Origin of the sequence: Inhella sp., assembly GCF_027532025.1 — a bacterium.
Taxonomy (GTDB): Bacteria; Pseudomonadota; Gammaproteobacteria; order Burkholderiales; family Burkholderiaceae_C; genus Inhella.
On sequence record NZ_JAPZSY010000073.1, the window covers coordinates 1 to 23,859 of the forward strand.

Here is a 23,859-nt window from a genome sequence, read left to right on the forward strand (position 1 = left end):
GGCCCCGGGGGGGGGCCGGGGGCGGCGGGGCGGGGGTGGGGGCGCGTGGGTGGCGCCCCGCGGCCGGGGCGGGGCCCCCCCGCGCCGGCGCCGCCCGGGGGCCCACGCCGGCCTGGGCTTCTGCCGCGCAGACTCCTAGGTCGTTGACGGCGAGCACGAAGGTGGCGTCGAGGACCTGGGCCGCGCTCACGCCTCGTCCCCTTCGCCGCGGGCCAAGCGCTCGCTCTTCCAGTAGACGTCGTCGCCGCCCAGGCCGTCGAGGTTGGCGCGGTTGAGCACGCGGGCCAGCACAAAAAGCAGGTCGGAGAGACGGTTCAGGTACTGCCGCGGCGCGGCATTCACCGCCTCCTGCGCAGCCAAGGCCACCACGGCGCGCTCGGCACGGCGCGCCACGGTGCGGGCCACGTGGGCCAGGGCAGCGCTGCGCGTGCCCGCGGGCAAGATGAACTCTTTGAGGCGCGGCAGCGTGGCGTTGTGCCGATCCAAGGCCTCGTCCAGGTGCAGCACGGCGGCGTCCTTCAGCAGGCTGTAGCCGGGCATGGACAACTCGCCGCCCAGGTTGAACAGCTCGTGCTGCACCACCACCAAGAGCTCGCGCACCTCGGCGGGCAACGGCTCGGCCAGCAGAACGCCCAGGTGGGAGTTCAGTTCGTCCACATCGCCCATGGCGGCCACGCGCAGGTGGGTTTTGGGCACGCGGCTGCCGTCGCTCAGGCCGGTGGTGCCGTCGTCGCCGGTTCGGGTGGCGATCTGGGTCAGGCGGTTGCCCATGGTCAATTTCGGTGGAATGTCACCAGCGGGATCATGCCAGTCGGTTCCAATCCCGGCCCATGGCCCGCCTTCAACGCACGATCTTCACCACCCCCGTGGTCAATGCCCTGCTGGGAGCGTTCTCGCGCCTCTACCTGCGGTTGGCGGGGTGGCGGGTGGAAGGCGCCCTCGGGGCAGACAAATGCGTGCTCATCGCCGCACCGCACACCAGCAACTGGGATTTGCCCCTGACGCTGATGACCGCCTTCGTGCTCGACCTGCGCCTGCACTGGCTGGGCAAACACACCATCTTCAAGTTCCCGTTCGGCCCGGTCATGCGCTGGCTGGGCGGCATCGCGGTGCACCGCCACCAAAACAACAACCTGGTGGCCAACTCAGCACAGGCGTTGCGCGACTTCCAGGGCAAGGTGCAACTCATCATCCCGCCCGAGGGCACGCGGGACAAGGTGACCACGTGGAAAACCGGCTTCTACTGGATCGCCCACGGTGCAGGTGTGCCCATCCAGTTGGCCTACATGGACTACGCGCACAAACGCGTGGGCCTCGGGCCCTTGCTGCAACCGAGCGGCGACATCGAAGCCGACATGGTCACCATCAAGGCCTTCTATGCGCCCTTCATGGGCAAACACGCGCACAAGACCTGACGCACACGTCCGCAGGGCGCTGATGACCAAGTCTTGAACTTGGGGGCAAAGCCTTGAACGTCTTCTCGCCAAGCACGACCGCCAGTGGCCAGAGCCTTGATCGCCGGGCCGCCCTGTACCGCCCGCCGTGTGGGCCGCTTGGCAGTGGGGCGTCCCGTCTGATGAATGGCGGTGACCGGCTGTTGTCGGCCAGGAGCTGACTTTGGGAAGCGACTGCCGATTAGGGCCAGTGATATGGTGGCCGTTAACAATCCGCCGACAACGCGTTAGGCCCCCTCCGAACATGTCCACGTTCGCCAAAGCTGCAGAGGTTCACCGCGCACTCGTGGCTACGTTTTCGCCCTGGTGCAAGCGAGCAGGATTCAAGCGGATCAGCTCGGGCCGGTGCGCGTATGCGAAGCCTTCCAAAGATGGGCTTGGCACCGTCATCGCTTTCGAAATTCAATGCAGCAGCTTTGGTGGGGCTGAGCACGGCGGCATGTTCGCTCTCAACGCCGGCGCCGGCGTCATAGATCCTCGGTACCTGTCCGGTCCGCACGCCCGTGTCCTGAAGTACTGCCCGGCCGAGCTCCTTGCCCTCGCACGCTCCACTGAAGCGAGCATCTTGGCATCCGAGCCTCGGTTGGCTAAGCCGCGCTGTTCCTGGGAGGCTGAGACTGACAACTGGTGCCAGTACTACGAAGTCAATCACGTTCGCCAATGGGGCGAGGTTCTTCTTCCTTTTCTGCCCGGGCTACTGAATGAGCTCCTCATTCGTGCAGGTTTGTCCACCCATGAATTTGAGCTCCTTACCTCGCCGGCCTAACTCCTCCAAGTAGCGGACCCACTACGGCTGACCGTGCCAGCCGCCGCGTTCCGCCTATCTCGAACGGTGAGCGACAACTTGCTGGCGAGGTGATTGGCCGCTCCGGGTCGATGGCTGCCTGCAACCAGAGCCGCGAGGAACGACAGCACTCGGTCTCGAGTTCGCGCTGTCTTGCGACCTGCTGCTCGCCGGCCTGCGTCCGTGCTTTCAACACACTGACAGTGCCCGCTTGTGCAAAGGGCCGACGCCACGCTCCCATGCTCAAAACTCGGCCAAGTCGGGGCCACGGCGTCGGAGCGGCAGGCGGTTGGGGTGGTCGTTCAAGACCTTGTGGTCAGTTCCCTGCCGGATCAACCGTGCCGGCGCCCGCTGCGATGCGGGGCAGCCGGCTTGCCTTTGGGCGCTGGGGGCGCAGCACCGCCCGCACCCGGGCCACCCTTGGCCCGATGCACCGCGGGTGGCTCCGGGCCACGGGGGCGCGCCAAGCGCTCGGCCACGCGCAAGGCGAGGGCCTTCCAAGCGGCAATCCAGGGCAGGGGCATGCTCACTCCATCCAGGTGCGTGGCGACAGGCCCGATGCTGGCAGGCCCGGCGGGCGGGCGCAAGGCATGCCCGCCCCCCCAAGTCTCGGGACTTGCCTGGGGTTCGCGGGCTTTGCCTTGTCAGGGCCGAAGGGTTGTGCCCACAATGCCGCCGCGCCGCCCGCGCGGACTGACGATCGCGAGCCCTCTCGCCTGGAGTTGCATGGCCGAACCCGATTCCCCCTGGAACCCCACCGCCCCGGCTGCAGCCCCTGGGGCTGCCGTGCTGGTGGCGCAGATGTCGGCCCGCCACAGCCTCACCCCCCTGCACGCGGAAGCCCATTGCCGACAGGCGGCCGAGTTGCTCAGCGCCGCCCTGCCACAGCCCCCGCGTGAGCGGCTGATGCCCTTGCCGGGCGTGGGCTTGGCCGTGACCGCCCACGATGCCCAGGACTTGGTGCATGCCGCCCAGCGCTTGAGCGCTGGCCGCCACGAGCCCGAGCCAGGCGCGGTCTTTCGGCTGGGCGTGCACGCCGTCGCCGACCCCTGTGCGCCTCGGCAGGATGAGCTGAAGCTGGCCGAACGCGTGGCCGCCGCCGCCGAGCTGGGCGGGGTGTGTCTCAGCGCCGAGGCGGTGGACCGCCTCAGCCAGCCCTGGGCCTTGACTTTGCGCGACCGCGGCCGCGCCAGCGACGCGCCCAACGAAGCCCTGCGCCTGTTCGCGCTGGACGCCGATCCCGGCCGCCCGTCGCTGCCGACCTTGCCTGACCTGGGCCCCACGCTGGCGGTGATCACCCCGGCCTTGAGCGGCCGCAGCGAACGCAGCCAGGCGGTGGCCGACATGGTGGCCAACGCACTGATCGAGGCCCTGTCGCGCAGCTCTCAACTGCGCGTGGTGTCGCACCGCTCCAGCCAGGGCCTGCGGCATTCGCGGCAGGCCCTGGACGATGCCTTCGCCCACCTGCAGGCACATCACGTGCTGCAGTGCCAGGGCAGCCTGGGCCTGAACGATCGCGTCTTCCTGCAGCTGAGCCTGCACGATCGCCGGCAAAGCGCCCCGTTGTGGCAGGGGCGTCCCGAGTTCGAACTGGTGGACTTGCTCTACGGCGACACCTTCCCCCTGTCCCAGGCCTGCGACGAGATCCACACCGTGCTTCAAGCGCGAAGCCTGCAAGCCACCAAGCGCCAACCCTGGGAAAAAGTCGAGCACTTTCAGCTGCTCAACGCGGCCACGCAGCTGATGCACAAGCTGTCGCCGGAGGCCTTTACGCAAAGCCGGAAGATCTTGGACCACCTGCACACCCAACTGCCGCAGCATGCCGAGCCCTTGGCGTGGTTGGCGCAGTGGCACTTGCTGAACGTGGCGCAAGGCGCCAGCACGCGGGCCGTGGCCCCCGATATGCTGGCCTCAGCTGAACAGGCCCTGGAGCGGGACCCCCAGAACTCGCTGGCTCATGCCCTGGCCGGGCATGCGCAAACCATGCTGGACCAGCCGGCCAGCGCCAGCGCCGAGCACCACCAAGCCGCGCTGGCCGCCAACCCGAACAACGGCCTGGCTTGGCTGTTTCAGGCGCTGCACCAAACCTACCAAGGCCAAACGCAAGAGGCCTGCGAAGCGGCCAAGCTGGCGCTGGCCCTATCGCCTCTGGACCCCTGGCGCCACTTCATGGACTCGGCGTGTGCCCACGCCCTCTTGGCGAACAACCAAGTGGAAGCGGGTTTGGTGCACGCCCAACATGCCGCTCGCTTGAACGCACAGCACGGCCCGACGTTGATCTACCTGGCCATTGCCCACGCCCGGCTGGGGCAACTGGGCCCGGCCGGCGAGTCCATCGCCCGCTTGCTGCAGGCATGGCCCGGCTACACCGTGAGCGAGTTCCAAAGCGCCTACTGGGGGCGTGAGACCGACCACGCCAGCACCTTTGCCCGTGCTTTGGCGCTGGCAGGCTTGCCCACCGCTTGACCACCGTTAGACGACCCCAACCGAAAGGCAAGACATGGACACCCTCAATGGCGTCGATACCCTGGGCGGCATCGGCCGTACCGGCGGAATCGGTCGAACAGGCGGCATTGGGCGCACCGGTGGCATCGGACGAACCGGCGGCATTGGCCGAACGGCCGAGGACATCCCCCTCACCGCCGGCGCTGACCCCGAGCTCAGCGCCTGCCTTGTGGCGGCGCAAGGCGCGCTGACGCTCAACCTGCCGGCCGATGGCCAGGCCACGCGCACCAAGGTGGGGGCCACCCCCTGGGCCACCATGGGCGAGGCGCATCGGGCCGCCGTGCTGCTGGGCGAATCGTTGAGCGGCCTGCGTGTCACGCCCGACGCCAAGACCGAGACCAGCACCGTCTCGCTCTGGGCTGCTGGCCAAGGCGGGTCCGGCTGGCACGACCTGGCGAGCTTCCGCCGCCCGCCAGCCGCCTACTTCGCCGCGCAGGTGGCGCGCGTGGACGAGCTGCTGCCCCTGCGCGAAACCCGGTTGCTGGAGGTGCATGCCCAATCGGGCTCGGCCTTGGCCTTCTTGCTCAGCGCGGCCCAGCTGCCCGTGCAGCGCATGCCGCGCACGCTGGAGTTCCTCGACGCCGCGCTGGCGCTGCTCATGGCGCTGCAGATGCGCGTCAAGCAGCAGCTGGGCTGCGCCCGCCCGCACGAGGTCGCGCCCCACCTGCTGCCCATGATCGACGTGCCCGCCCACCACAGCCTGCCCAGCGGGCACGCGGGCGAGTCGGCGCTGGTGACGGTCTTGCTCAGCCACCTGATGGCGAAGGGGCCGGCCTCGCGCCGAACCATGCTGCATCGCATGGCCCTGCGCATCGCCGAAAACCGCGTGGTGGCTGGCGTGCACTTCCCCGTGGACAGCATCGCCGGCCGCCTGCTGGGCGAAGCCGTGGCCGACTACCTGTTGGCGGGGGTGGGCGAACGTGCCCGGGTGCGGGTGCGCCGCTTCGGGGCCCAACCTTGGGGCCCCGCGGCGCAAGGCCTGCCCTTGCTGGAGGGCGACGCCCACCTCAGCCCCGAATGCAGCCTGGGTGGCGACGGCCCCGCGCCCGACCTGCCCGATCACCGCACCCTGTGGAAACAGGTGCGCCAGGAATGGGCCTGAGCCCCGACCTGCGCTGGCAGGCCAGCGCTCGCGCCCGAGCGGGCGACCCCTACCTCGACTGGAGCCTGGCCACCGGCTGGGCCGGTCAGCCCCCCAACCGCTCGCCGCTGTGGGTGCCCCTGCTGGCCCCCCGCGGTGCCGCGTGGGACGCGGTGTTGGCCCGGCTGGCGCCCCAGCAACAGGCCTTCGCCAGCCCCTGGAACCCGCCCGACACCGCTTGGGGCGTGCTGTGGGTGCGGGCCGAGCAGGCGGGCGAGGCCTCGCAGGCCCTGCCGGGCAGCGAGATGTCGCAGCCGCAGGCCTTGCCCGGTGCACCCGCCGGGCCAGTGCGCCGGCCACGCCGCGCGCGCCGGTCGCCTGCGGTCGTCATCGCCGCCATCGACCGCGGCGGTGCGGTGCTCAACGACTGCTTTGGCCATCGCGATCGCCCGGAACGCACCCGCCTCATCGGTTTTTGGGACCAGGCCGAAGGCGCCATGCACGATGCCTGGCTCGAACCCAGCGCTGGCTACGGCCGCGAGCTCGACGGCCCGCGCATCGATGCCCTGCGCCAACGCGCCCGCCACGACCCGCTGGGCGAACTCGGCGTGTACCGCGACCTGGGCCTGCACGATCTGCTGCTGGCCCACGCGCTGGGCGAGCCCGACCACGCCACCCACGTGCTCGACACCCTGGCCGGCCTGCCCGACCGCCGGCCTCGGGCCGCCAGCGCCAAACCGAAGGACGACGACGCGGCCGCGGCCGCGCCCTTGGTGCTGGTGTCGGTGCCGCCCTCGCGCATCGGCCAAACCACCGGCACGGCCACCGTGGCCCAGGTGCTGGACGGCTTGCACTACGTGCTGGCCTTGGCCGATGCCCATGCGCCCCACGCACCCATCGTGGTCAACATCAGCCTGGGCCTGCTGGCCGGCCCGCACGACGGCAGCTCGGCGCTGGAGCGTGCCATCGACGACCTGATGCGCCGTCGCCCCCGCCTGCTCGTCGTGCTGGCCGCCGGCAACAGCGGCGGCGACCGGCTGATCGACCCTGGCAAGGGCACCAACGCCGCCGGCCACTTGGCCCCGGGGGCCGAGGCCACGCTCACCTGGCGCCTGCAACCGGGCGACCCGACCGACAGCTTCTTGGAGTTGTGGGCCCAGGGCGCAGAGGGCACCGCGCCCGACCTGCGCCTGCGCGTGATCGCCCCGGTGCCGAGCCGCGAAGTCGGCCTGAACCGGCAAAGCGACCTGCGCTGCGGCGACGACTTGGCCGCCCGCCTGCACTGCCAGGCGCTGGAAGCAGGACACCGGGTGCGCGCGCAGCTGTCTCTGGCGCCGGTGGCGGGGCCGCGTGGGCTCTTGCCTGCCGGCGCCTGGGTGCTGGGCCTGCGCAATGCGGGCACCCAGCCCCTGGCCTTGGAAGCCCGCGTGCAGGGCGACCTGCCGCGCTGGACCGACCGCGAGCCCGTGCAGTCCGTGCTGGCCGGCGCCATCGGCCTGTCCTTGGGCGGGGCGGGGTCGCTCAATGGGCTGGCGACGGGCCGCCGCCCGCTTGTGGTGGGCGCCGTGCGCGCCAGCGACGGTCGCGATGCCCTGTACACCGCGCAGCCCAAAGCGCCCGATGCCGCCGTCGTCACCGGCCCCTGCGGCACGATCGACGCGCGGGCCACCGCCGACGAGGGCGTTTTCGCGCCCGGCCTGGTGGCCAGCGGGGTCGCCTCCGGCAGTTGGGTGCGCATGGGCGGCACCAGCGTGGCCGCTCCCGTGGCCGCGCGCCACGCGGCCTCCCGGTTGGCACAAGGGCAGCGGCCCCGCGACCCCGACAGTTGGGGCGACTTTCTTCGTTCGCCCGACGGGCAGGCCTGGCGACCCTGAGGCCCCGAGCGCAGCGGCCCCTGGGGGCATCCCCAGGCCTGAGTTCGAGGCAAGCTGCCCATACTGCGGTGGCCGGCGCACCGTCTTGCCCCGGCTCACCTTGTCTTGAAAGCCTCTCATGTCCCAAATGGTCTTTTGCCGCGGCTGCGGCCAGGAAATCCACGAAACCGCTCCGACCTGCCCGCACTGCGGGGCCGTGCAACACGCGGTGTACGCCGGCACCACGGGGTCGGCGGCCACGGCGGTGGGTGACGAGCACCCGGGCTTTTGGATGCGCGTGGGTGCCGCCCTGATCGACGCCCTCATCACCTACATCCTGGCCTTCATCGCGGGCTTGGTGCTGGGCGTGACGCTGGGCGCACTGGGGGGGGTTTCAGACGCCGGCATCGAAGCTTGGGGCGCGTTGGTGGGCGTGCTGGTGGCCTGGGTTTACAGCGCGGGTTTCGAAAGCTCGCCACACCAAGCCACGCCGGGCAAGATGGCCTTGGGCATCGTGGTGACCGACCTGAATGGCCAGCGCATCGGCTTTTGGCGCGCCACCGGCCGGCACTTCGGCAAGATCATTTCGGGCTTGATCCTGCTCATCGGCTACATCATGTGCGCCTTCACGGCCCGCAAGCAGTGCCTGCACGACATGATGGCCGGCTGCCTGCTTTACCGCAAACGCTGAGCGAAACCCGCACGGCCCCCGGGTCGCTCCGGAGCCAAGCGCCCTTCACGGGATTGGATACTCCTTCGCGTCGTGGGGGCATCTCGGCGCCCCACCCCACCCTCCTATTGGAGCAGCCATGTCCTCGATGGTCTTTTGCCGCGGCTGCGGCAAGGAAATTCACGAAACCGCGCCCACCTGCCCGCATTGCGGTGCGGTGCAAAGCACCGCCCTGGCCTCGGCTGCCGGCGCGGTGATGGGCTTCACCGACGCCATCAAGACCTGCTTCAGCAAGTACGCCACCTTCAGCGGCCGCGCGACGCGGGCCGAGTACTGGTGGTTCTTCCTGTTCACCTTCCTGGGCAGCCTGATCCCCATCGTGGGCTTGATCTTCGCGCTGGCGGTGCTGATCCCGAGCATCGCGGTGGCCGTGCGCCGCCTGCACGACACCGACCGCAGCGGCTGGTGGATCCTGATCGGCCTGATCCCGCTGGTGGGCTTCATCGTGCTGCTCGTTTTCTACTGCCAAGAGTCGAAAGAACCCAACCGGTTCTGACCCATGGGCATGGTGTTTTGCCGCGCCTGCGGCAAGTCGCTGCACGACTCGGCACCGACTTGCCCGCACTGCGGGGCGCCACAAAAGCTGAGCGGCGGCTTCGTCGTTGGCGCGGGCGCCCACCGCGATTGGTTGCCGGCGCTGCTGTTGTGCCTGTTCGTCGGCTTCCTGGGCGTGCACCGCTTTTACGTCGGCAAGATCTTCACCGGCATCTTGCAGCTGCTCACCCTGGGTGGCTTGGGCATCTGGACGCTAATCGACTTCATCCGCATCGCCATGGGCTCGTTCACCAACGCCCGCGGCGAGCGCTTGGTCAGCGCCTGAGGGCCCCCCGCCCTCGCCCGGCCTCAGGGTGCGGGCACCGTCCAGCGCTGCACCAGTTCGTCGCGTGCGTTGCACGATTCAAGGTGCACGCCAAAGCCCCACAGCCTGGCCACGTGCTTGATCACCTCTTGAGCTGACTTGCCGTCGAGCGGCTGCCCTTGGTGCATGGTGTGGCGCAAGGTCAAGGCGCGGTCACCGCGCAGGTTCACGTTCCAAACCTGGATGTTGGGCTCGCGCTGGCCCAGGTCGTAGTTGGCCGCCAGGGTTCGGCGCACGTGGCGGTAGCCCTCGTCGTCATGGATGGCGCTGATCAGGTACTCGCGCTCGCCCGCGTCGTCGAGGATGCTGAACAGCCGGAAGTCGCGCATCACCTGGGGGCTCAGGAATTGGCCGACGAAGCTCTCATCCTTGAAGTTGCGCATGGCGTGGTGCAGCGCAGGCAGCCAGGGCGTGCCGGCCAAGTCGGGGAACCAGCGACGGTCTTCCTCGGTGGGTGACTCGCAAATGCGCTTCATGTCGGTGTACATCGCGAAGCCCAGCGCGTAGGGGTTCAACGCCGTCATGGGACGTTGAGCGATGACGTTGGTGTGCGAGCTGAGCCACTCGATCATCAGCCCGTCGGCCAGGAAGCCGTCGTCGTACATCTGGTTCAGCAGGCGGTGGTGCCAGAAGGTGGCCCAGCCCTCGTTCATCACCTGCGTCTGGCGCTGTGGGTAGAAGTACTGGGCGATCTTGCGCACGATGCGCACGATCTCGCGCTGCCAGGGTTCGAGCAGCGGCGCGTGCTTTTCGATGAAGTACAGCAGGTTCTCTTGCGGCTCGGCCGGGAAGCGGCGCGCTAGCGCTTCGGCCTCGGCGCTTTCTTTGCGCGGCACCGTGCGCCACAGGTCGTTGAGCTGCCGCTGCAAGTAGGCCTCGCGCTCTTCGCGCAGCGCTTGCTCCTTGGCCATGCTGAGCTTGGCCGGGCGGCGGTAGCGGTCGACGCCGTGGTTCATCAGCGCGTGGCAGCTGTCGAGCGTGGCCTCCACCGCATCCAGCCCGTGGGCCTGCTCGCACTTGGCGATGTAGCCCTTGGCGTAGACGAGGTAGTCGACGATCGACGAGGCGTCCGTCCACATGCGGAACAGGTAGTTGCCTTTGAAGAAGCTGTTGTGCCCGTAGGCCGCATGCGCAATCACCAGGGCCTGCATGGCCAGGGTGTTCTCCTCCATCAGGTAGCTGATGCAGGGGTCGGAGTTGATGACGATCTCGTACGCCAGCCCCATCTGCCCGCGCTTGTAGTTGCGCTCGGTCGCGATGAACTCTTTGCCGTAGCTCCAGTGCCGGTAGTTCACCGGCATGCCCACGCTGGCGTAGGCGTCCATCATTTGCTCGGCGGTGATGATCTCGAGCTGGTTGGTGTACGTGTCCAGGCCGTAGCGCTCGGCCGTGGCACGGATGGCGTCGTGGTACTGCTCGATGAGGTCGAAGGTCCAGTCGCTGGGGCTGGGAAGCGGATGTTCCGGGCGCTTGGCCAGCGGCTTCATTTCTTGCAGCGGCTGGGGGGTGCGGCGGCCACCCCATTCGTGGGCGTTGGGGCCGACGGTGGTGAAGCGGCGGTTTTCGACGGTGGTCATGGGGTGGCCTCGTGTCTCGTGAAACCCCTGCGGGCTGCACCGAACACTGAGCCGCTCGCTGCCCTTCGATACCTCAGGGCGAACGGTGGGCTGTAACGAGTACGCAGCAACAGGGTCACGCCGCCACCCTCCCATCCCTCCGAAACAACTCCCGAAACACCGGGTAGATGTCCGACGCCTGACACGCCTTGCGCATCGCAAAGTGCGGCCCCACTTCTTCGCTCAAGGCGCTGTACTCGTCCCACAGGTTTTGCTCCGGCTCCGCCACCTGCACGTAGGCGAAGTAGCGGCACACCGGCAGCAGCTTGTCGCGAAGCAGGTCGCGGCAGTAGCTGCTGTCGTGGTGCCAGTTGTCGCCGTCGCTGGCCTGCGCGCCGTAGATGTTCCATTGCGAGGCCGGGTAGCGCGCCTGCTGGATTTGGTGCATCAAGAGCAGCGCGCTGCTGACCACCGTGCCGCCGGTCTCCGTCGCGTGGAAGAAGTTCTGCTCGTCCACCTCGCTGGCCTGCGTGTGGTGGCGGATGAAGACGAGCTCCACCTTTTCGTAGTGCCGCGTGAGGAACAGGTAGAGCAGGATGAAGAAGCGCTTGGCCAGGTCTTTGCGCGACTCGTCCATGCTGCCGCTGACGTCCATCAGGCAGAACATGACCGCGTTGGTGCTGGGCACGGGCACGCGCACGCGGTTGCGAAAGCGCAGGTCGATGGGGTCGAGGAAGGGGATGGCGTTGAGGCGGCGCTTGAGCTCAGCGATCTCGGCCAGCAGCGCCGTGCGGCGCGGCTCGGTGGCGCCGGGCAGCTCGGCCTCCAGCTCGGCCAGCGTGCGGCGCTTGCCCAGGCCCAGCGCGATGCGCCGGCCTAAAGCCCCGCGCATGCTGCGCACCACGTGCAGGTTGGTGGGCGATCCGTCGCTCACGAACCCAGCGCGGTGGGTCTTCCACTCGGGCTGTTCGGTGAGCTCGGTGCGCACGAGGTGCGGCAAGGCCAGGTCCTCGAAGAACACGTCCATGAACTCTTCGCGCGTGAGCGTGAAGACGAAGTCGTCCTCGCCCTCGCCGCTGTCGCTGGCCTGGCCACCGCCCCCTTGGCCGCCGCCCTGCTGGGGCTTGGCCGCACGGTCGCCCTTGACGTACTCGCGGTTGCCGGGCCGCACCACCTCGCGCACGCCGCCATCGCCGTGGCGGAACACCGGCTCGTTGAGGTCTTTCTTGGGGATGCGGACCTCTTCACCCTGGGCCATGTCGCGGATGGAGCGCCCATCCACCGCGCGGCGCACGGCCTCCTTGACCTGGTCCTTGACCCGGCGCAGGAAGCGCTCGCGGTTGCCGATGCTTTTGTTCTTGCCCGACAGGCGGCGGTCGATGATCGATTGAAGCAAGGCGGTGACTCCTGGCGGCCCTTCGATACCTCAGGGCGAACGGCACGTTTTCCGCACGCCTTCCATCTCCGTTCGGGCTGAGGTATCGAAGCCCTCGCGCGCTGCTCGAACGCCCTTCGATGTCGGAGGGCGTTCGAGGTTTCCCTTCAACTCGACTTGCGAACCCTCAAATACCACTCGCACAGCAACCGCACCTGTTTGGCGGTGTAGCCCTTGTCGACCATGCGCTGCACGAAGTTCTCGTGCTTCTTGGCGTCCTCGGCGCTGGCCTTGGCGTTGAAGCTGATGACGGGCAGCAGGTCCTCGGTGTTGCTGAACATCTTCTTTTCGATGACGGCGCGCAGCTTTTCGTAGCTGGTCCAGCTCGGGTTCTTGCCGCCGTTGTTGGCGCGCGCGCGCAGCACGAAGTTGACGATCTCGTTGCGGAAGTCCTTGGGGTTGGCAATGCCCGCGGGCTTCTCCATTTTTTCGAGCTCGGCGTTGAGGCTGGCGCGGTCGAAGACCTCGCCGGTGTCGCTGTCGCGGTACTCGCTGTCCTGAATCCAGTAGTCGGCGTAGGTGACGTAACGGTCGAACAGGTTTTGGCCGTACTCGCTGTAGCTCTCCAGGTAGGCGGTCTGGATTTCCTTGCCGATGAATTCGGCATAGCGGTGGGCCAAGTGCTCCTTGATGAAGCCGATGTACTTTTCTTCGGTCTCCTTCGGGAACTGTTCGCGCTCGATCTGCTGCTCGAGCACGTACATCAGGTGCACCGGGTTGGCGGCCACCTCTTGCGTGTCGAAGTTGAAAACCTTGGAAATGATCTTGTAGGCGAAGCGGGTGCTGATGCCGCTCATGCCCTCGTCGACGCCGGCGTAGTCGCGGTACTCCTGGATGGACTTGGCCTTGGGGTCGGTGTCCTTGAGGTTCTCGCCGTCGTAGACCTGCATCTTGCTGAAGAGCGACGAGTTCTCGGGCTCCTTCAAGCGCGTGAGCACGGCGAACTGCGCCATCATCTTCAAGGTGCCCGGGGCGCAGGGCGCCTCGGCCAGCGAGGAGTGGCGGATCAGCTTTTCGTAGATCTTGATCTCTTCGGTGACGCGCAGGCAGTAGGGCACCTTGACGATGTAGATGCGGTCGAGGAAGGCCTCGTTGTTCTTGTTGTTGCGGAAGGCCTTCCACTCGCTCTCGTTCGAGTGCGCGAGGATGATGCCGTCGAAGGGGATGGCGCCGAAGCCTTCGGTGCCCTTGAAGTTGCCTTCTTGGGTGGCGGTGAGCAGCGGATGCAGCACCTTGATGGGCGCCTTGAACATCTCCACGAACTCCAGCAGGCCCTGGTTGGCCAGGCACAGGCCGCCGCTGTAGCTGTAGGCGTCGGGGTCGTCTTGCGCGTAGGTTTCGAGCTTGCGGATGTCGACCTTGCCGACCAGGCTGGAGATGTCTTGGTTGTTCTCGTCGCCCGGTTCCGTCTTGGCCACGCCCACTTGCTTGAGCACGCTGGGGTAGCGCTTGACGACGCGGAACTGGCGGATGTCGCCGCCGTACTCTTCCAGGCGCTTCACCGCCCAGGGGCTCATGATGCGGTTGAGGTAACGGCGCGGGATGCCGTACTCGCGCTCCAGGATGGGCCCGTCTTCCACCGGGTCGAACAAGCCCAGCGGGCTTTCGTTCACTGGGCTGCCCTTGATGGCATAAAACGGCACCTGCTCCACCAGTTGCTTCAGCCGCTCGGCGATGCTGCTTTTGCCGCCGCCCACGGGGCCCAGCAGGTAAAGGATTTGCTTCTTCTCTTCCAGCCCCTGCGCCGCGTGGCGGAAGTAGGCCACCACCTGCTCGATGGCGTCTTCCAGGCCGTAGAACTCGGCGAAGGCCGGGTAGATCTTGATGAGCTTGTTTTGAAAGATGCGCGACAGGCGCGGGTCGTTGCGCGTGTCGATCATCTGCGGCTCGCCGATGGCCTGCAGCATGCGCTCGGCCGCACTGGCGTAGGCCATCGGGTTGCGCTTGCATTCGGCCAGGTACTCCTCGAGCGAGAGCTCCTCAACCTTGGTGCGCTCGTAGCGCTGGGCAAAGTGGCTGATCACGTCCATCGCGTTCACCTCATGAAGAAGGCGCGAGGGTGGTGACCGGGTTGGACAGCACCCTGCGTCGAATCGAATTCCTGAAAACCGTTGCGGCTCATCTTGCCCCAAAGCAAGGGCCGCTGTGCATGCCTTGATTGAACGCCCCGACGAGCGGCGGGGTGGACAGGAACAACGCCCTCTGTTGGGGGTTGTTGTGGGGTTTCAACCGCGTGCCAAAACGCGCTCCAGCACGTGGTTCGTGTAAGAGCGGCCTTCAAAGCCCAAGAGGGTGGGCCCACGGTCGACCCAGCCTTGGCGGGCATAGAAGCGACGGGCGCGGGCATTGCCACTCCACACCGTGAGCCACAGGCCGGCTTGGTGTTGGGCCTGTGCCCAGTCGGCCGCCGCGCCCAACATGCGGGCCCCCAGGCCCTGGCCTTGCGCCGACGGCTGCACGTACAAGCGCACCACCTCGACCCCCTGGGACAGGCCCGCCAAAGGCGGAGCTTGCTCGGGCAGCAGTTCGACGAAGGCCTGCAGCCGGCCCCCTGCGCGCTCGGCCAGCAGGTGGTGGCGTTGGGGCTCACGAAGCCGCGCTTCGAAGGCCTCGGGCCCGCAGCTGTGGCGGACCTCGCGCGCCAGCGACCCATCCACGCCCTCGGCACAGTAGGTGTCCAGCCACACCTGGGTGGCCAACACGCTCAAGGGCAGCGCATCGGCCAGGGTGGCCGCGCGCAGGGTCCAAGTCAAGACCGGCTCACTGCGGCCCGCGCAGGCGCTCGATCACGCCCTGCAATGCATCCAGCGAGCCAAAAGCGATGGCGAGCTCGCCACTCTGGCCGCGCTTGGTGGTCTTGAGCACGCGGATCTCGACCTCGGCGGCCAGCAGGTCGCTGAGCTCTTCTTCCAGGCGCAGCAGGTCGCGACTTTTCTCGTTCTTCACCCGCAGCAGCGGCTGCTGGCGGCCGGCGGCGGTGCGGGTGACGAGTTTTTCGGTGTCGCGCACGCTGAGCTTCTTGGCCACGACCTCGTGCGCGGTGGTGATTTGCGCGGCCTTGTCCAGCGCGAGCAGGGCGCGGGCGTGGCCCATGTCCAAATCGCCCGCCATCAGCAGGCCCTGCACCGGCTCGGCCAGCTGCAGCAGGCGCAGCAGGTTGCTGGCGGCGCTGCGCGAGCGGCCGACCGACTGCGCGGCCTGCTCGTGCGTCAGGCCGAACTCGTTCACCAAACGCTGCAGGCCTTGCGCCTCTTCCAGCGGGTTGAGGTCTTCGCGCTGGATGTTTTCGATCAGCGCCATCACCGCCGCGGCTTCGTCGGGCACGTCCTTGACGAGCACCGGCACCTCGCTCAGGCCGGCCAGTTGCGACGCGCGGAAGCGGCGCTCGCCGGCAATGATCTCGTAGCGGTCCTGGCCGATGGGGCGCACCAGGATCGGTTGCATCACGCCTTGCGACTTGATGCTCTCGGCCAGCTCGTACAGCGAGCCCTCGTCCATGCGCGTGCGCGGCTGGTACTTGCCGGCCTGCAACTGGCCCACCTTCAAGGTGCTGGGCGCCCCGGCAGGCGCGGGCGCGTCCACCACTTTGGGGCCGAGCAATGCGTCGAGGCCGAGTCCCAGGCCTTTGGGTCGTTTGGTCACCATGGGTCGGGATTGTCTCAGCGGCCTCCGGCCCGCTCGAGTCGGGCCGCCTCGCGCCGGCGCGCGGCCGGCTGCATCACGTCGCGATCGAGGTAGGTGCGCAGCCTCACGCGGCGCGGGTTCATCCGGTCGGGAGCCTCGGCCAGGTGCTGGTGCAGGGCACTCACGCGCACCCACAGGCCCTGGCCCCTCAGGCCCAGCTCGGCCGACTCCCGCCACTGGTTGGCAAAACGCGCCTTGAAGGCCGCATCGCGCGGCACCCCCAAGGCCCGGTGGATGCTGATGTCGGCGATCCAGCATTCGCGCCCGTCGTCGTGGATGCGCAGGGCTTGGCCGGCAAAGCTGTAGTGCCGCCCTTCCGAGGGTGCCAAGGTGCCACGGCGCAGCCATTCGATGGGCGCCAACAAGCCGTCCACCACCGTCGTGCCAGCCAACAGTATCAACAGGCCCGCCACGGCAGCGCCCACGCCGGCCCCGAACCACGAGCGCGTGACCACTCCCACCAGAAGAGCGCCCAAAGCCATGTACAAGCCGTAGAAGGCCAGGTGCAGCAGGGCGAGCTTGACCGGGCTGTTGCGCCACAGCGGGTCGGGGTCGTAGGACGGATCGTCATCGCTCATCGAGCAAGCTCCGCAGGTAAGCGCGCCCTTGCGGCCACAGGCCCAGCCCGCTGTCGGCGTTCACGTGCCCGCGCGTGCCCAGGCTCACGTGGGTGGCGCCCCAGGCCGCGGCGAGGGTCGCCGCGCGGCCGCCGCGGTCGTAGGGGTCGTCGGTGCTGCTCAGCACCAGGGTCTGGAAGGGCAGTGCCTGGCGCAGGGGCTGGCGCCAGCTGGGCAACACGCCCGGCCAATCGTCTTGTTCCGTGTCGGGCGGGGCCACCAGCAGCGCGCCAGCAGCGCGGGCGGCGTTCTGGCTGTGCGCCGCCCAGGCGGCCACCAAGTGGCACCCCAGGCTGTGCGCCGCCAACAGCAAGGGCCGCGCGGCCTCGGGCCCGGCGGCGTGCGCGAGCACGGCCTCTTCCAGTTGGGCCATCCAGTCGCCGCGGCGCGGGGTCATCCAATCGTGCTGGTCCACGCGGCGGTCGCCGTAGTAGGCCTCCCACAGCGTTTGCCAATGCCACTCGCCGCTGTTTTGCCAACCGGGCAGCAGCAGCACGGTGGGGTCGGTGGGCGAAGGAGAATGGTGGACCCCTGCATGAGGAAACACTGACATGACGACTAAGGTGTTCGTTGACGGTCACGAAGGCACCACGGGCCTGCGCATCCATGAGTATCTGGCGCAGCGCGCCGACATCGAACTGCTGGTCATCGACAGCGACAAGCGCAAGGACACCGCCGAGCGCGCCCGGCTGCTCAACGCGGCCGACGTCGCCTTCCTCTGCCTGCCCGATGCCGCGGCCAAGGAGGCCGTGGCGCTGATCGACAACCCCAACACCTGCGTCATCGACGCCAGCACCGCGCACCGCACGCAAGCCGGCTGGGCCTTCGGCCTGCCCGAGCTGGCCAGCGACCAGCGGGCCAAGCTGCGCGCCAGCAAACGCATCGCCAACCCCGGCTGCCACGCCAGCGCCTTCATCCTGGCGCTGCGCCCCTTGGTGGACGCCGGCCTGGTGCCGGTGGACGCGCGCATCAGCGCCAACAGCATCACCGGCTACTCGGGCGGCGGCAAAAGCATGATTGCCCAGTACGAAGCGCAGGGTGAGGCCATCGACGCCAAGCTGCTGAGCCCCCGCCCCTACGCGCTGACGCTGACCCACAAGCACCAGCCCGAGATGGCCGCGCACACCGGCCTGACGAGCCCGCCGCTGTTCCAACCCATCGTCGGGCCCTTCTACAAAGGTCTGGCGGTGAGCGTGCCCCTGCACCTGGCCGACCTGAAGCCCGGCACCACGCCCGAACTGCTGCACGCGGCCCTGGCCGTGCGCTACGGCAACGAGCCCTTCGTGCGCGTGATGCCGCTGCGCGATGCCGACGCGCTGAAGGACGGCTTTTTCGACGTGCAGGCCTGCAACGACACCAACCGCGTGGACATTTTTGTGTTCGCCAGCGAGCGCCACGCCATGGTCATGGCCCGCTTGGACAACCTGGGCAAAGGCGCCAGCGGCGCCGCGGTGCAGAGCATGAACGTCCACCTCGGGGTGGACGAAGGGCTGGGGCTTTGACCCTGCCCAAGGTGCAAAGCAGCCGAAGGGCTGGGGCTTTGACCCTGCCCAAGGTGCAAAGCAGCCGAAGGGCTGGGGCTTTGACCCTGCCCAAGGTGCAAAGCACTCGAAGGGCTGGGGCCTTGAGCCTTCGCGCGGCTTGGCTCGCCTTGGCGGGGGCCTGCGCGGCGTCGGCCCTGCAAGCGGCCGAGGTCACCCGGCAAGAGGTGCTGCTGCTCCAGCCGGACGCCGAGTTGCGCGAGCGCGTGCCCTCGGTGGACGCCTATGGCGACTACGTCAACACCCTGCGAGCGGCTTGGTTCGACACGATCCAGGCCCATGCTCTGCCCCAACCCTCGGCCGGCTTCCTGGTGCTGGGCGTGCGCCCGGGCCAACAGTCGCGCCTGTGGCTGGACTTCCGCCCCCCGCTGCCCGACGCCCTGGCCACCGCCCTGCGCCAACGCACCGCCCGCGCCCTGCCGCCGGCCGTGCGCTTCGGGCCGGTCTTGCTGACCTTGAAGCTCAGCCTGGACGGCGCGCCATGGCCCACCCAAGCCTCGCCCGAGCCCGCGTCGTGGCGCGCTGCGGTCGCGATCGCTGGCGAGGCCATCGACGTGTCGGACTTGGTGCAAGCGGTGTGGGACCGGCCCGAGCCGTGAGCAGGCAAAAGCAAATTCCACCGACACTGTGGGGCAAGCCCTTCATCTCGCTGGAGCCCGTCTCATGAGGCACTTGTCCCTGGCCCTGACCCTGTTGCTATGGACCGCCAGCGTCGCAGGTCAAGTACCGGAGCCCGCGGCGCCATCACACGCGGTGGCGGCCAGCAACGCCGCCCGCGGCTGGCAGCCCAGCGAGGCGCAGCGCGAGCGCGTGCTGCGCGACGTTCAGGCCTACTTCACGGCGAAGGACGAGGGTCGCTACGGCGACGCTTATGCGCACTTCGCGCCGTCCCAGAAGTCGAGCGTCCCGTTCGAACAATGGAAGGCCAACCTTGAACGCTTTTATGGCCAAGCTGGCTCGCGAGAGGGGCGTTCGATTCGGCGGGTGACTTGGTACCACCACCCCGCCAATGCGCCAGCTGGCGTGTACGCCGCTGTGGACTTCAGCGGCGCTTTTTCCGGCCTGGGGCTCTACTGCGGCTATGTGGCCCTGAGAGAACAGATGGACGGCTCGTTCGCCGTGGCGCGCGAGGAGGAAAACAGCATCCCGAAAGACCTCATGGCGAAGCTGTCCCCCGATGCCTTGAAGCGCGTGCAGGCCGAGTTCCGCTGCTGATGCCGTATCGGTTCTGGTTTGAGGGCAGCTTCGGCTGCACACCAGTAGACGCTTGAAGCGGACGCGCGGGTGGTGGCTTGAAGGGCCTCCCCCTCAAGGCGCCGCCCACAACGCATACGCCCACAAGGCCGAGAAGGCGAAGGGCAGGGCCAAGGGCACGATGCGAACGAGGGCGTGGATGCGGCCGCCGACGACACGGCCATTGGCGTCGGTGCGGCGGCCCACCGTGGTGCGCTCGTAGACCGACAGGGCCAAGCGCTCGGCGGCGTCCGGCGTCAGCTCGGGGTCGGACTGCAGGCGCTCGAGCAAGGCCGCTTGTTCGCGCAGGTAAACATCCTGCGCCCAGGTGGCGGCGTAAATGGAGGCCAGGATGAGCGCCGACAGCACGATGGCCGCCACGGGCATCACGGTGTGAAAGAACACCGGCCAGCCGAAGTGCGCGTTCCACGAGGTGGCGTAGGCGGTGAGCAAGAAGGCCTGGGCGGTGACGTACCAGGTGACGCGGCTGGCGATGAGCGTGTGCTCGGCCTGGATGTCTTCGCGCAAGGCCTGCAGGGCTTGTGCGGGCTGGTAAAGGTCGGGGCGGTTCATGGCGGGCGGAAAAATGACCAAGGGGCCGGGCTCAGGCCACCCCGTGCCGCTTGAACCAAGCCAAGCAGCGCGCCCAGCCGTCCTTGGCCGCAGCCTCGTCGTACATCGGCCGGTAGTCGGCGTGGAAGCCGTGCTTGGCGTTGCGGTAGAGCACGAAGTCGCTGTGGCGCGCCGCCGGGTTGGGCGAGGCGGCCAGCGCGTTTTGCATCTGGGCCACGGTGTTGTTGGGGATGCCCGGGTCGTCGCCAGCGTACAGGCCCAGCACCGGGGCTTTGAGCTGGCTGACCACGTCGATGGGATGGCGAGGCGTGAGCGCGGAGCTGGTGCCCACCAACCTGCCGTACCAAGCCACGCCGGCCTTCACCGCTGGGTTGTGCGCGGCGTACAGCCAGGTGGTTCGGCCGCCGTAGCAAAAGCCGGTGACGGCGAGTTTCTTGGGGTCGCCGCCGTTCTTGGTGGCCCAGGCGGCGCAGGCGTCGAGGTCGGCGAGCACCTGGGCGTCGGGCACCTTGCTGATCACCTCGCGCACGAGGGTTGGGATGTCGGGCTGGGCCTTGGCGTTGCCTTGGCGCACGAACAACTCGGGCGCAAGGCAGAGGTAGCCGGCGCGGGCGAAACGCCGGGCGACGTCGGCGATGTGCTCGTGCACGCCAAAGATTTCGCTGACCAACAGCACCACGGGCCGCTTGCCCTTGCCTTGGCTTCGTCCGGGCATGGCGCGGTACACGGGCAGGGCGAAGCCGTTGACGTCGAGGGTGATCTCGCCCGCGGTCAGGCCCTCGTCGGGCGTGGCGATGGTGCTGGCCGCCACGGGCAGGGCGGCGGCGGCAAAGGCCCCCATCACCATTGCTCGGCGTTGATCGTTGGAGCCGGTTTGTTCACGGGCGTCATTCGACATGGGTTTCCTCACTCCGGTAGTGGTAACGGTAGGCAAACACGAACCCGATGTGCTCGTACAGCGCCACGGCGCTGGCGTTGTCGTCGCTGACCTGCAGGTACGCGTGCCGCGCCCCTTGGGCGGCGGCCGCGCGCAGCAGGCTCAGGCACAGGCGCCGGGCGTGGCCCTGGCGGCGCTGGGCCGTGGGCACGAAGACGTCGTACAAACCAGCCAAGCCATCGTCGCCCAAGGCGAATTGCCCCAAGGCCTGCAAGGTGCCGTCGCGCGCAGTCAGGGCGAAGCCTTGGTAGGGCACGGGGCTCGCGGCCAGGCGCTCAGCGTGCGCGGCCCTGCCCTCGGCCGAGGTGCCACGCAGCTCGCCCACGGTCTGGGCGTAGGCACTGGGGTTCAGCGGCAGCAGGCGCTGTCCGGGCTGCAGCGCGGGCTCGGGCAGGTCGTCCAGGTGCACGCGAGCCAGGACGCGCGTTTCGTCAAATCGGTGCCAGCCTCGCGCGGCCAGTTGCGCGTCCAGGTCCTGGGGCTCGGTGAAGGGGGTGATGCGCACGATCAGCGGCAGGCCCGCCGAGGCGAAGGCCGCGCGGCAGCGGGCCAGCATGTCGCCCAGGGGCAGCCGTCCTCGCTGCAAGGCGTTGATGCAGCGCGCCCGCTTGGCCTTGCCGGGCGACAAGCGCAGCAGCCAGCCGTCGACAAAGGCCTGCTGCGGCGGCGCACTGGCGTTGAGCCCGGCGTCCTCGATGCGGCGCGCCAGGGTGAACGAGGGCGGGGCGTCGCGGGGGCGCAGGCTCATGCCTGTCGCAAGGCAATGAGTTGCTGCCGCAGCGGGGGCAGGTCGGCCGTGACCGTGCGCCAGATGATTGCCAGGTAGCAGCGTTCGATGCGCTCGCAGGCGTCCACCATGTGCAGCAACAACTCGGACAGTCGGTCCACCGGGGCCTCGTCGTTCATACCGGCTGGGCCTCGGCTTCGATGCGCGCGCGCCAACGGTCAGGCAACGCGCGCGGCGTGAGCACGTCGACAGGGATGCCCAAGGTGGCTTCCAACTCGTGGCGAATGGCGCCCAGGTCGAAACCGCTCATGTGCTCGTCGGGGTCCACCAGCAGATCCAAGTCGCTGTCGTCATCGTCCTCGGCCCGCAGCACCGAGCCAAACACCCGCGGGTTGCGCGCATGGTGCGCAGTGACGATGCGACGAATCGCCTCGCGGTGTTGGTTCAGGGCGTCGAAGGGCTTGGCCATGGGTGCATTGAATCAGAGCTGCGCCACTCGCGCGACCATCTCGCGCGCGCACTCGACGTAAGCCTGCGCGCCTTTGGCGTTCGGGTCGAACACGACGCCGGGCTGGCCATAACTGGGGGCCTCAGCCAGGCGCACGTTGCGGGGGATGACGGTGTTGAACACCTTGTCGCCGAAGTGGGCCTTGAGTTGGTCGGCCACCTGCTGCTGCAGGGTGATGCGGGGGTCGAACATCACGCGCAGCAAGCCGATGACCTTGAGGTCGCGGTTCAGGTTGCCGTGCACCTGCTTGATGGTGTTGACCAGGTCGGTCAGGCCCTCGAGCGCGTAGTACTCGCACTGCATGGGCACCAGCACGCCGTGGGCGCTGCACAGGCCGTTGAGGGTGAGCATGCTCAGGGACGGCGGGCAGTCGACGAGCATGAGGTCGTACTCGGCGTCGACCACGGCCAGCGCGTCCTTCAGGCGGCGCTCGCGGCCGTCCAGGCCGACCAGCTCGACCTCGGCGCCGGCCAACTCGCGGTTGGCGCCCAGCACGTCGTAGCCGCCGAGCTCGCTGCGGCGGCGGGTTTCGGCCACGGTGGCGTTGCCCAGCAGCACGTCGTACACAGAAGGATCGAGGCTGCGCTTGTCCACGCCAGAGCCCATGGTGGCATTGCCCTGCGGGTCCAGGTCGACCAGCAGCACGCGCTGGCCGATTTGGGCCAGGCCGGCGGCGAGGTTGACGCAGGTGGTGGTTTTGCCGACGCCACCCTTTTGGTTGGCGATGCAGAAGATCTTGGCCATCGGGGGATTCTCAGGGCTGGGCGGCGGGTTTCGGGCGCATCCACACGAGGCAACGCTGGGCGTCGACCCCCGGGACTTCCAGTGGTTCCACGTGAAACACCTCGACGTCCGGGTGGGCGGATTGCAGCGCGGCGATCTCGTCCGCCGGGTGCTGGCCCTTGAGCGCCATCCACACGCCACCGGGCGCCAGCAGCTGGCGGGTGAGGCTCACGAAGTCGGCCAGCGAGGCGAAGGCCCGGCTGGTGATGACGGGGAAGGGCTCGGCCTGCAGGGCCTCGACCCGGGCGTGCTCGCCGCGCAGGTTCTTCAAGCCGAGCTCGGCCGCGACCTGGCCGATGAAGCGGGCCTTTTTCTCGACGGTGTCGACGCAGGTGATCTTGAGCTGCTCGGGCGCGGCGATGGCAAAGGCCGCACCGGGCAGGCCGCCGCCGGAGCCGACGTCCAGCACGCGCGTGGGTTGGCTCTGTTGGCCTTGGAGGTGGCGCAGCAGGGGCGGCAGGGCGGCCAGGCTGTCCAGCAGGTGCAGCTTGAGCATGCTGTCGGGCTCGCGCACGGCGGTCAGGTTGTAGACCTTGGTCCACTTGGCCAGCAGGGCGAGGTAGTCCAGCAATTGGGTTTGCTGGGTGGCCGTGAGCGGCAGGCCGAGGGTGTCGAGGCCTTGTTTCAGTTGGGTGGGGAGGGTGGTCATGGGTGTTGTTCTTGTTGTTGTGTTGCTGTCGTTGTGAGAGCCCGCAGGGCGCTTCGCCCCTGCACCCCGACCCCCTTTTGTCTTGCCAAAAGGGGGGAAAAGCGCCCGCCCCGGCAGCCTTCGCCCCCGCCTTTGGCGGGGGTGCCCTGCGCTGCTCGCCAAGCCCGGCCCGCCCGGAACTCGCTGCATTCGCTGCGCTCATTGCGCTCAAACAACCGGCCGGAGTCAGTGCTTGAAGCGGGCGGCGCGGCCCCCCGGCTAGGCGGGGGGGCGCGGGGCGGCAAAAGGGGGGTCAACCCGCGCCCCCCCCCGCCGGGGAACCGCGCCCCAGGGTGTAGTGAGGGGGGGTC

27 protein-coding genes are annotated in these 23,859 nt (G+C 68.5%); 11 read left to right on the top strand and 16 right to left on the bottom strand.

From position 1 onward, the window contains the following. Positions 1-186: 186 nt before the first annotated feature. Positions 187-771, bottom strand: coding sequence for a cob(I)yrinic acid a,c-diamide adenosyltransferase (locus O9335_RS10440; protein WP_298387592.1), 585 nt, complete (start codon positions 769-771; stop codon positions 187-189). 59 nt (positions 772-830) lie between these two features. On the opposite strand from O9335_RS10440, the gene O9335_RS10445 reads away from it, so the two are divergent. Both O9335_RS10445 and O9335_RS10450 read left to right on the top strand, forming a co-directional pair. Beyond that, positions 831-1,415 (top strand): lysophospholipid acyltransferase family protein, encoded by a 585-nt coding sequence (locus tag O9335_RS10445; protein ID WP_298387594.1) that lies wholly within the window; start codon positions 831-833, stop codon positions 1,413-1,415. A gap of 283 nt (positions 1,416-1,698) precedes the next feature. Then, positions 1,699-2,220 (top strand): hypothetical protein, encoded by a 522-nt coding sequence (locus O9335_RS10450; RefSeq protein WP_298387596.1) that lies wholly within the window; start codon positions 1,699-1,701, stop codon positions 2,218-2,220. 350 nt (positions 2,221-2,570) lie between these two features. On the opposite strand, the gene O9335_RS10455 is transcribed toward O9335_RS10450, so the two are convergent. Next, complete coding sequence (locus O9335_RS10455) at positions 2,571-2,762, bottom strand: hypothetical protein (RefSeq protein ID WP_298387598.1); 192 nt, start codon at positions 2,760-2,762, stop codon at positions 2,571-2,573. A gap of 202 nt (positions 2,763-2,964) precedes the next feature. Here O9335_RS10455 and O9335_RS10460 point away from each other — a divergent pair, with 202 nt between their 5' ends. From O9335_RS10460 to O9335_RS10485, 6 genes are all read left to right on the top strand, one after another. Further along, positions 2,965-4,704 carry a hypothetical protein gene (locus tag O9335_RS10460; RefSeq protein ID WP_298387600.1) on the top strand — a complete coding sequence of 580 codons (1,740 nt, stop codon included), beginning with the start codon at positions 2,965-2,967 and terminating at the stop codon, positions 4,702-4,704. A gap of 34 nt (positions 4,705-4,738) precedes the next feature. Further along, entirely contained in the window at positions 4,739-5,845 is a 1,107-nt protein-coding gene (locus O9335_RS10465) for a phosphatase PAP2 family protein (protein WP_298387603.1), read from the top strand. Beyond that, on the top strand, positions 5,836-7,698 hold the full coding sequence (locus O9335_RS10470; RefSeq protein ID WP_298387604.1) for a S8 family serine peptidase: 1,863 nt from the start codon (positions 5,836-5,838) through the stop codon (positions 7,696-7,698). Before O9335_RS10465 ends, O9335_RS10470 begins: the two co-directional genes overlap by 10 nt. Before the next feature lie 118 nt (positions 7,699-7,816). Next, positions 7,817-8,368 carry an RDD family protein gene (locus tag O9335_RS10475; RefSeq protein WP_298387607.1) on the top strand — a complete coding sequence of 184 codons (552 nt, stop codon included), beginning with the start codon at positions 7,817-7,819 and terminating at the stop codon, positions 8,366-8,368. A gap of 118 nt (positions 8,369-8,486) precedes the next feature. Further along, positions 8,487-8,903 carry a DUF805 domain-containing protein gene (locus tag O9335_RS10480; protein WP_367185423.1) on the top strand — a complete coding sequence of 139 codons (417 nt, stop codon included), beginning with the start codon at positions 8,487-8,489 and terminating at the stop codon, positions 8,901-8,903. 3 nt (positions 8,904-8,906) lie between these two features. After that, on the top strand, positions 8,907-9,227 hold the full coding sequence (locus O9335_RS10485; protein ID WP_298387610.1) for a TM2 domain-containing protein: 321 nt from the start codon (positions 8,907-8,909) through the stop codon (positions 9,225-9,227). Between the two features lie 23 nt (positions 9,228-9,250). Here the strand turns inward: O9335_RS10485 and O9335_RS10490 are convergent, their stop codons facing one another. The 7 genes from O9335_RS10490 to O9335_RS10520 all read right to left on the bottom strand — a co-directional run bounded on the left by O9335_RS10490 (position 9,251) and on the right by O9335_RS10520 (position 17,111). Then, positions 9,251-10,753: a SpoVR family protein gene (locus O9335_RS10490; protein ID WP_298387651.1), complete on the bottom strand. Its 1,503-nt coding sequence runs from the start codon at positions 10,751-10,753 to the stop codon at positions 9,251-9,253. A gap of 205 nt (positions 10,754-10,958) precedes the next feature. Beyond that, positions 10,959-12,218: a YeaH/YhbH family protein gene (locus O9335_RS10495; RefSeq protein ID WP_298387613.1), complete on the bottom strand. Its 1,260-nt coding sequence runs from the start codon at positions 12,216-12,218 to the stop codon at positions 10,959-10,961. A gap of 146 nt (positions 12,219-12,364) precedes the next feature. Further along, on the bottom strand, positions 12,365-14,287 hold the full coding sequence (locus O9335_RS10500; RefSeq protein ID WP_298387616.1) for a PrkA family serine protein kinase: 1,923 nt from the start codon (positions 14,285-14,287) through the stop codon (positions 12,365-12,367). Positions 14,288-14,482: 195 nt separating this feature from the next. Next, the gene (locus tag O9335_RS10505) at positions 14,483-15,010 is read right to left on the bottom strand and encodes a GNAT family N-acetyltransferase (protein WP_298387619.1); all 528 of its coding nucleotides are present in this window, start codon (positions 15,008-15,010) and stop codon (positions 14,483-14,485) included. Positions 15,011-15,017: 7 nt separating this feature from the next. After that, the gene (locus O9335_RS10510; RefSeq protein ID WP_298387622.1) at positions 15,018-15,902 is read right to left on the bottom strand and encodes a ParB/RepB/Spo0J family partition protein; all 885 of its coding nucleotides are present in this window, start codon (positions 15,900-15,902) and stop codon (positions 15,018-15,020) included. A 14-nt stretch (positions 15,903-15,916) separates the two neighbouring features. After that, positions 15,917-16,519, bottom strand: a complete 603-nt coding sequence (locus O9335_RS10515; protein WP_298387625.1) for a hypothetical protein — start codon at positions 16,517-16,519, stop codon at positions 15,917-15,919. Further along, positions 16,509-17,111, bottom strand: a complete 603-nt coding sequence (locus tag O9335_RS10520; protein ID WP_298387627.1) for an alpha/beta hydrolase — start codon at positions 17,109-17,111, stop codon at positions 16,509-16,511. The genes O9335_RS10515 and O9335_RS10520 overlap by 11 nt, the downstream gene beginning before the upstream one ends. On the opposite strand from O9335_RS10520, the gene argC reads away from it, so the two are divergent. The 3 genes from argC (at position 17,110) to O9335_RS10535 (ending at position 19,314) form a co-directional block, all read left to right on the top strand. After that, positions 17,110-18,060, top strand: a complete 951-nt coding sequence (argC, locus tag O9335_RS10525; RefSeq protein WP_298387629.1) for an N-acetyl-gamma-glutamyl-phosphate reductase — start codon at positions 17,110-17,112, stop codon at positions 18,058-18,060. The genes O9335_RS10520 and argC overlap by 2 nt on opposite strands. Continuing rightward, positions 18,057-18,698 (top strand): hypothetical protein, encoded by a 642-nt coding sequence (locus O9335_RS10530; protein ID WP_298387631.1) that lies wholly within the window; start codon positions 18,057-18,059, stop codon positions 18,696-18,698. The genes argC and O9335_RS10530 overlap by 4 nt, the downstream gene beginning before the upstream one ends. Positions 18,699-18,762: 64 nt before the next feature. After that, positions 18,763-19,314, top strand: coding sequence for a DUF4019 domain-containing protein (locus tag O9335_RS10535; protein WP_298387634.1), 552 nt, complete (start codon positions 18,763-18,765; stop codon positions 19,312-19,314). Positions 19,315-19,407: 93 nt separating this feature from the next. Here the strand turns inward: O9335_RS10535 and O9335_RS10540 are convergent, their stop codons facing one another. From O9335_RS10540 to rsmG, 7 genes are read right to left on the bottom strand one after another with little or no spacing between them, the layout of a single operon-like run. Next, positions 19,408-19,905, bottom strand: a complete 498-nt coding sequence (locus O9335_RS10540; RefSeq protein WP_298387636.1) for a hypothetical protein — start codon at positions 19,903-19,905, stop codon at positions 19,408-19,410. A 31-nt stretch (positions 19,906-19,936) separates the two neighbouring features. Continuing rightward, complete coding sequence (locus O9335_RS10545) at positions 19,937-20,752, bottom strand: dienelactone hydrolase family protein (protein WP_298387653.1); 816 nt, start codon at positions 20,750-20,752, stop codon at positions 19,937-19,939. 40 nt (positions 20,753-20,792) lie between these two features. Beyond that, positions 20,793-21,590 (bottom strand): GNAT family N-acetyltransferase, encoded by a 798-nt coding sequence (locus O9335_RS10550; RefSeq protein WP_298387638.1) that lies wholly within the window; start codon positions 21,588-21,590, stop codon positions 20,793-20,795. Beyond that, positions 21,587-21,748 (bottom strand): hypothetical protein, encoded by a 162-nt coding sequence (locus O9335_RS10555; RefSeq protein ID WP_298387639.1) that lies wholly within the window; start codon positions 21,746-21,748, stop codon positions 21,587-21,589. Before O9335_RS10555 ends, O9335_RS10550 begins: the two co-directional genes overlap by 4 nt. Further along, positions 21,745-22,038, bottom strand: a complete 294-nt coding sequence (locus O9335_RS10560; protein WP_298387641.1) for a nucleotidyltransferase domain-containing protein — start codon at positions 22,036-22,038, stop codon at positions 21,745-21,747. The genes O9335_RS10555 and O9335_RS10560 overlap by 4 nt, the downstream gene beginning before the upstream one ends. Positions 22,039-22,050: 12 nt before the next feature. Beyond that, positions 22,051-22,821: a ParA family protein gene (locus O9335_RS10565; RefSeq protein WP_298387643.1), complete on the bottom strand. Its 771-nt coding sequence runs from the start codon at positions 22,819-22,821 to the stop codon at positions 22,051-22,053. 10 nt (positions 22,822-22,831) lie between these two features. Continuing rightward, the gene (rsmG, locus tag O9335_RS10570; RefSeq protein ID WP_298387646.1) at positions 22,832-23,509 is read right to left on the bottom strand and encodes a 16S rRNA (guanine(527)-N(7))-methyltransferase RsmG; all 678 of its coding nucleotides are present in this window, start codon (positions 23,507-23,509) and stop codon (positions 22,832-22,834) included. Positions 23,510-23,859 lie beyond the last annotated feature (350 nt).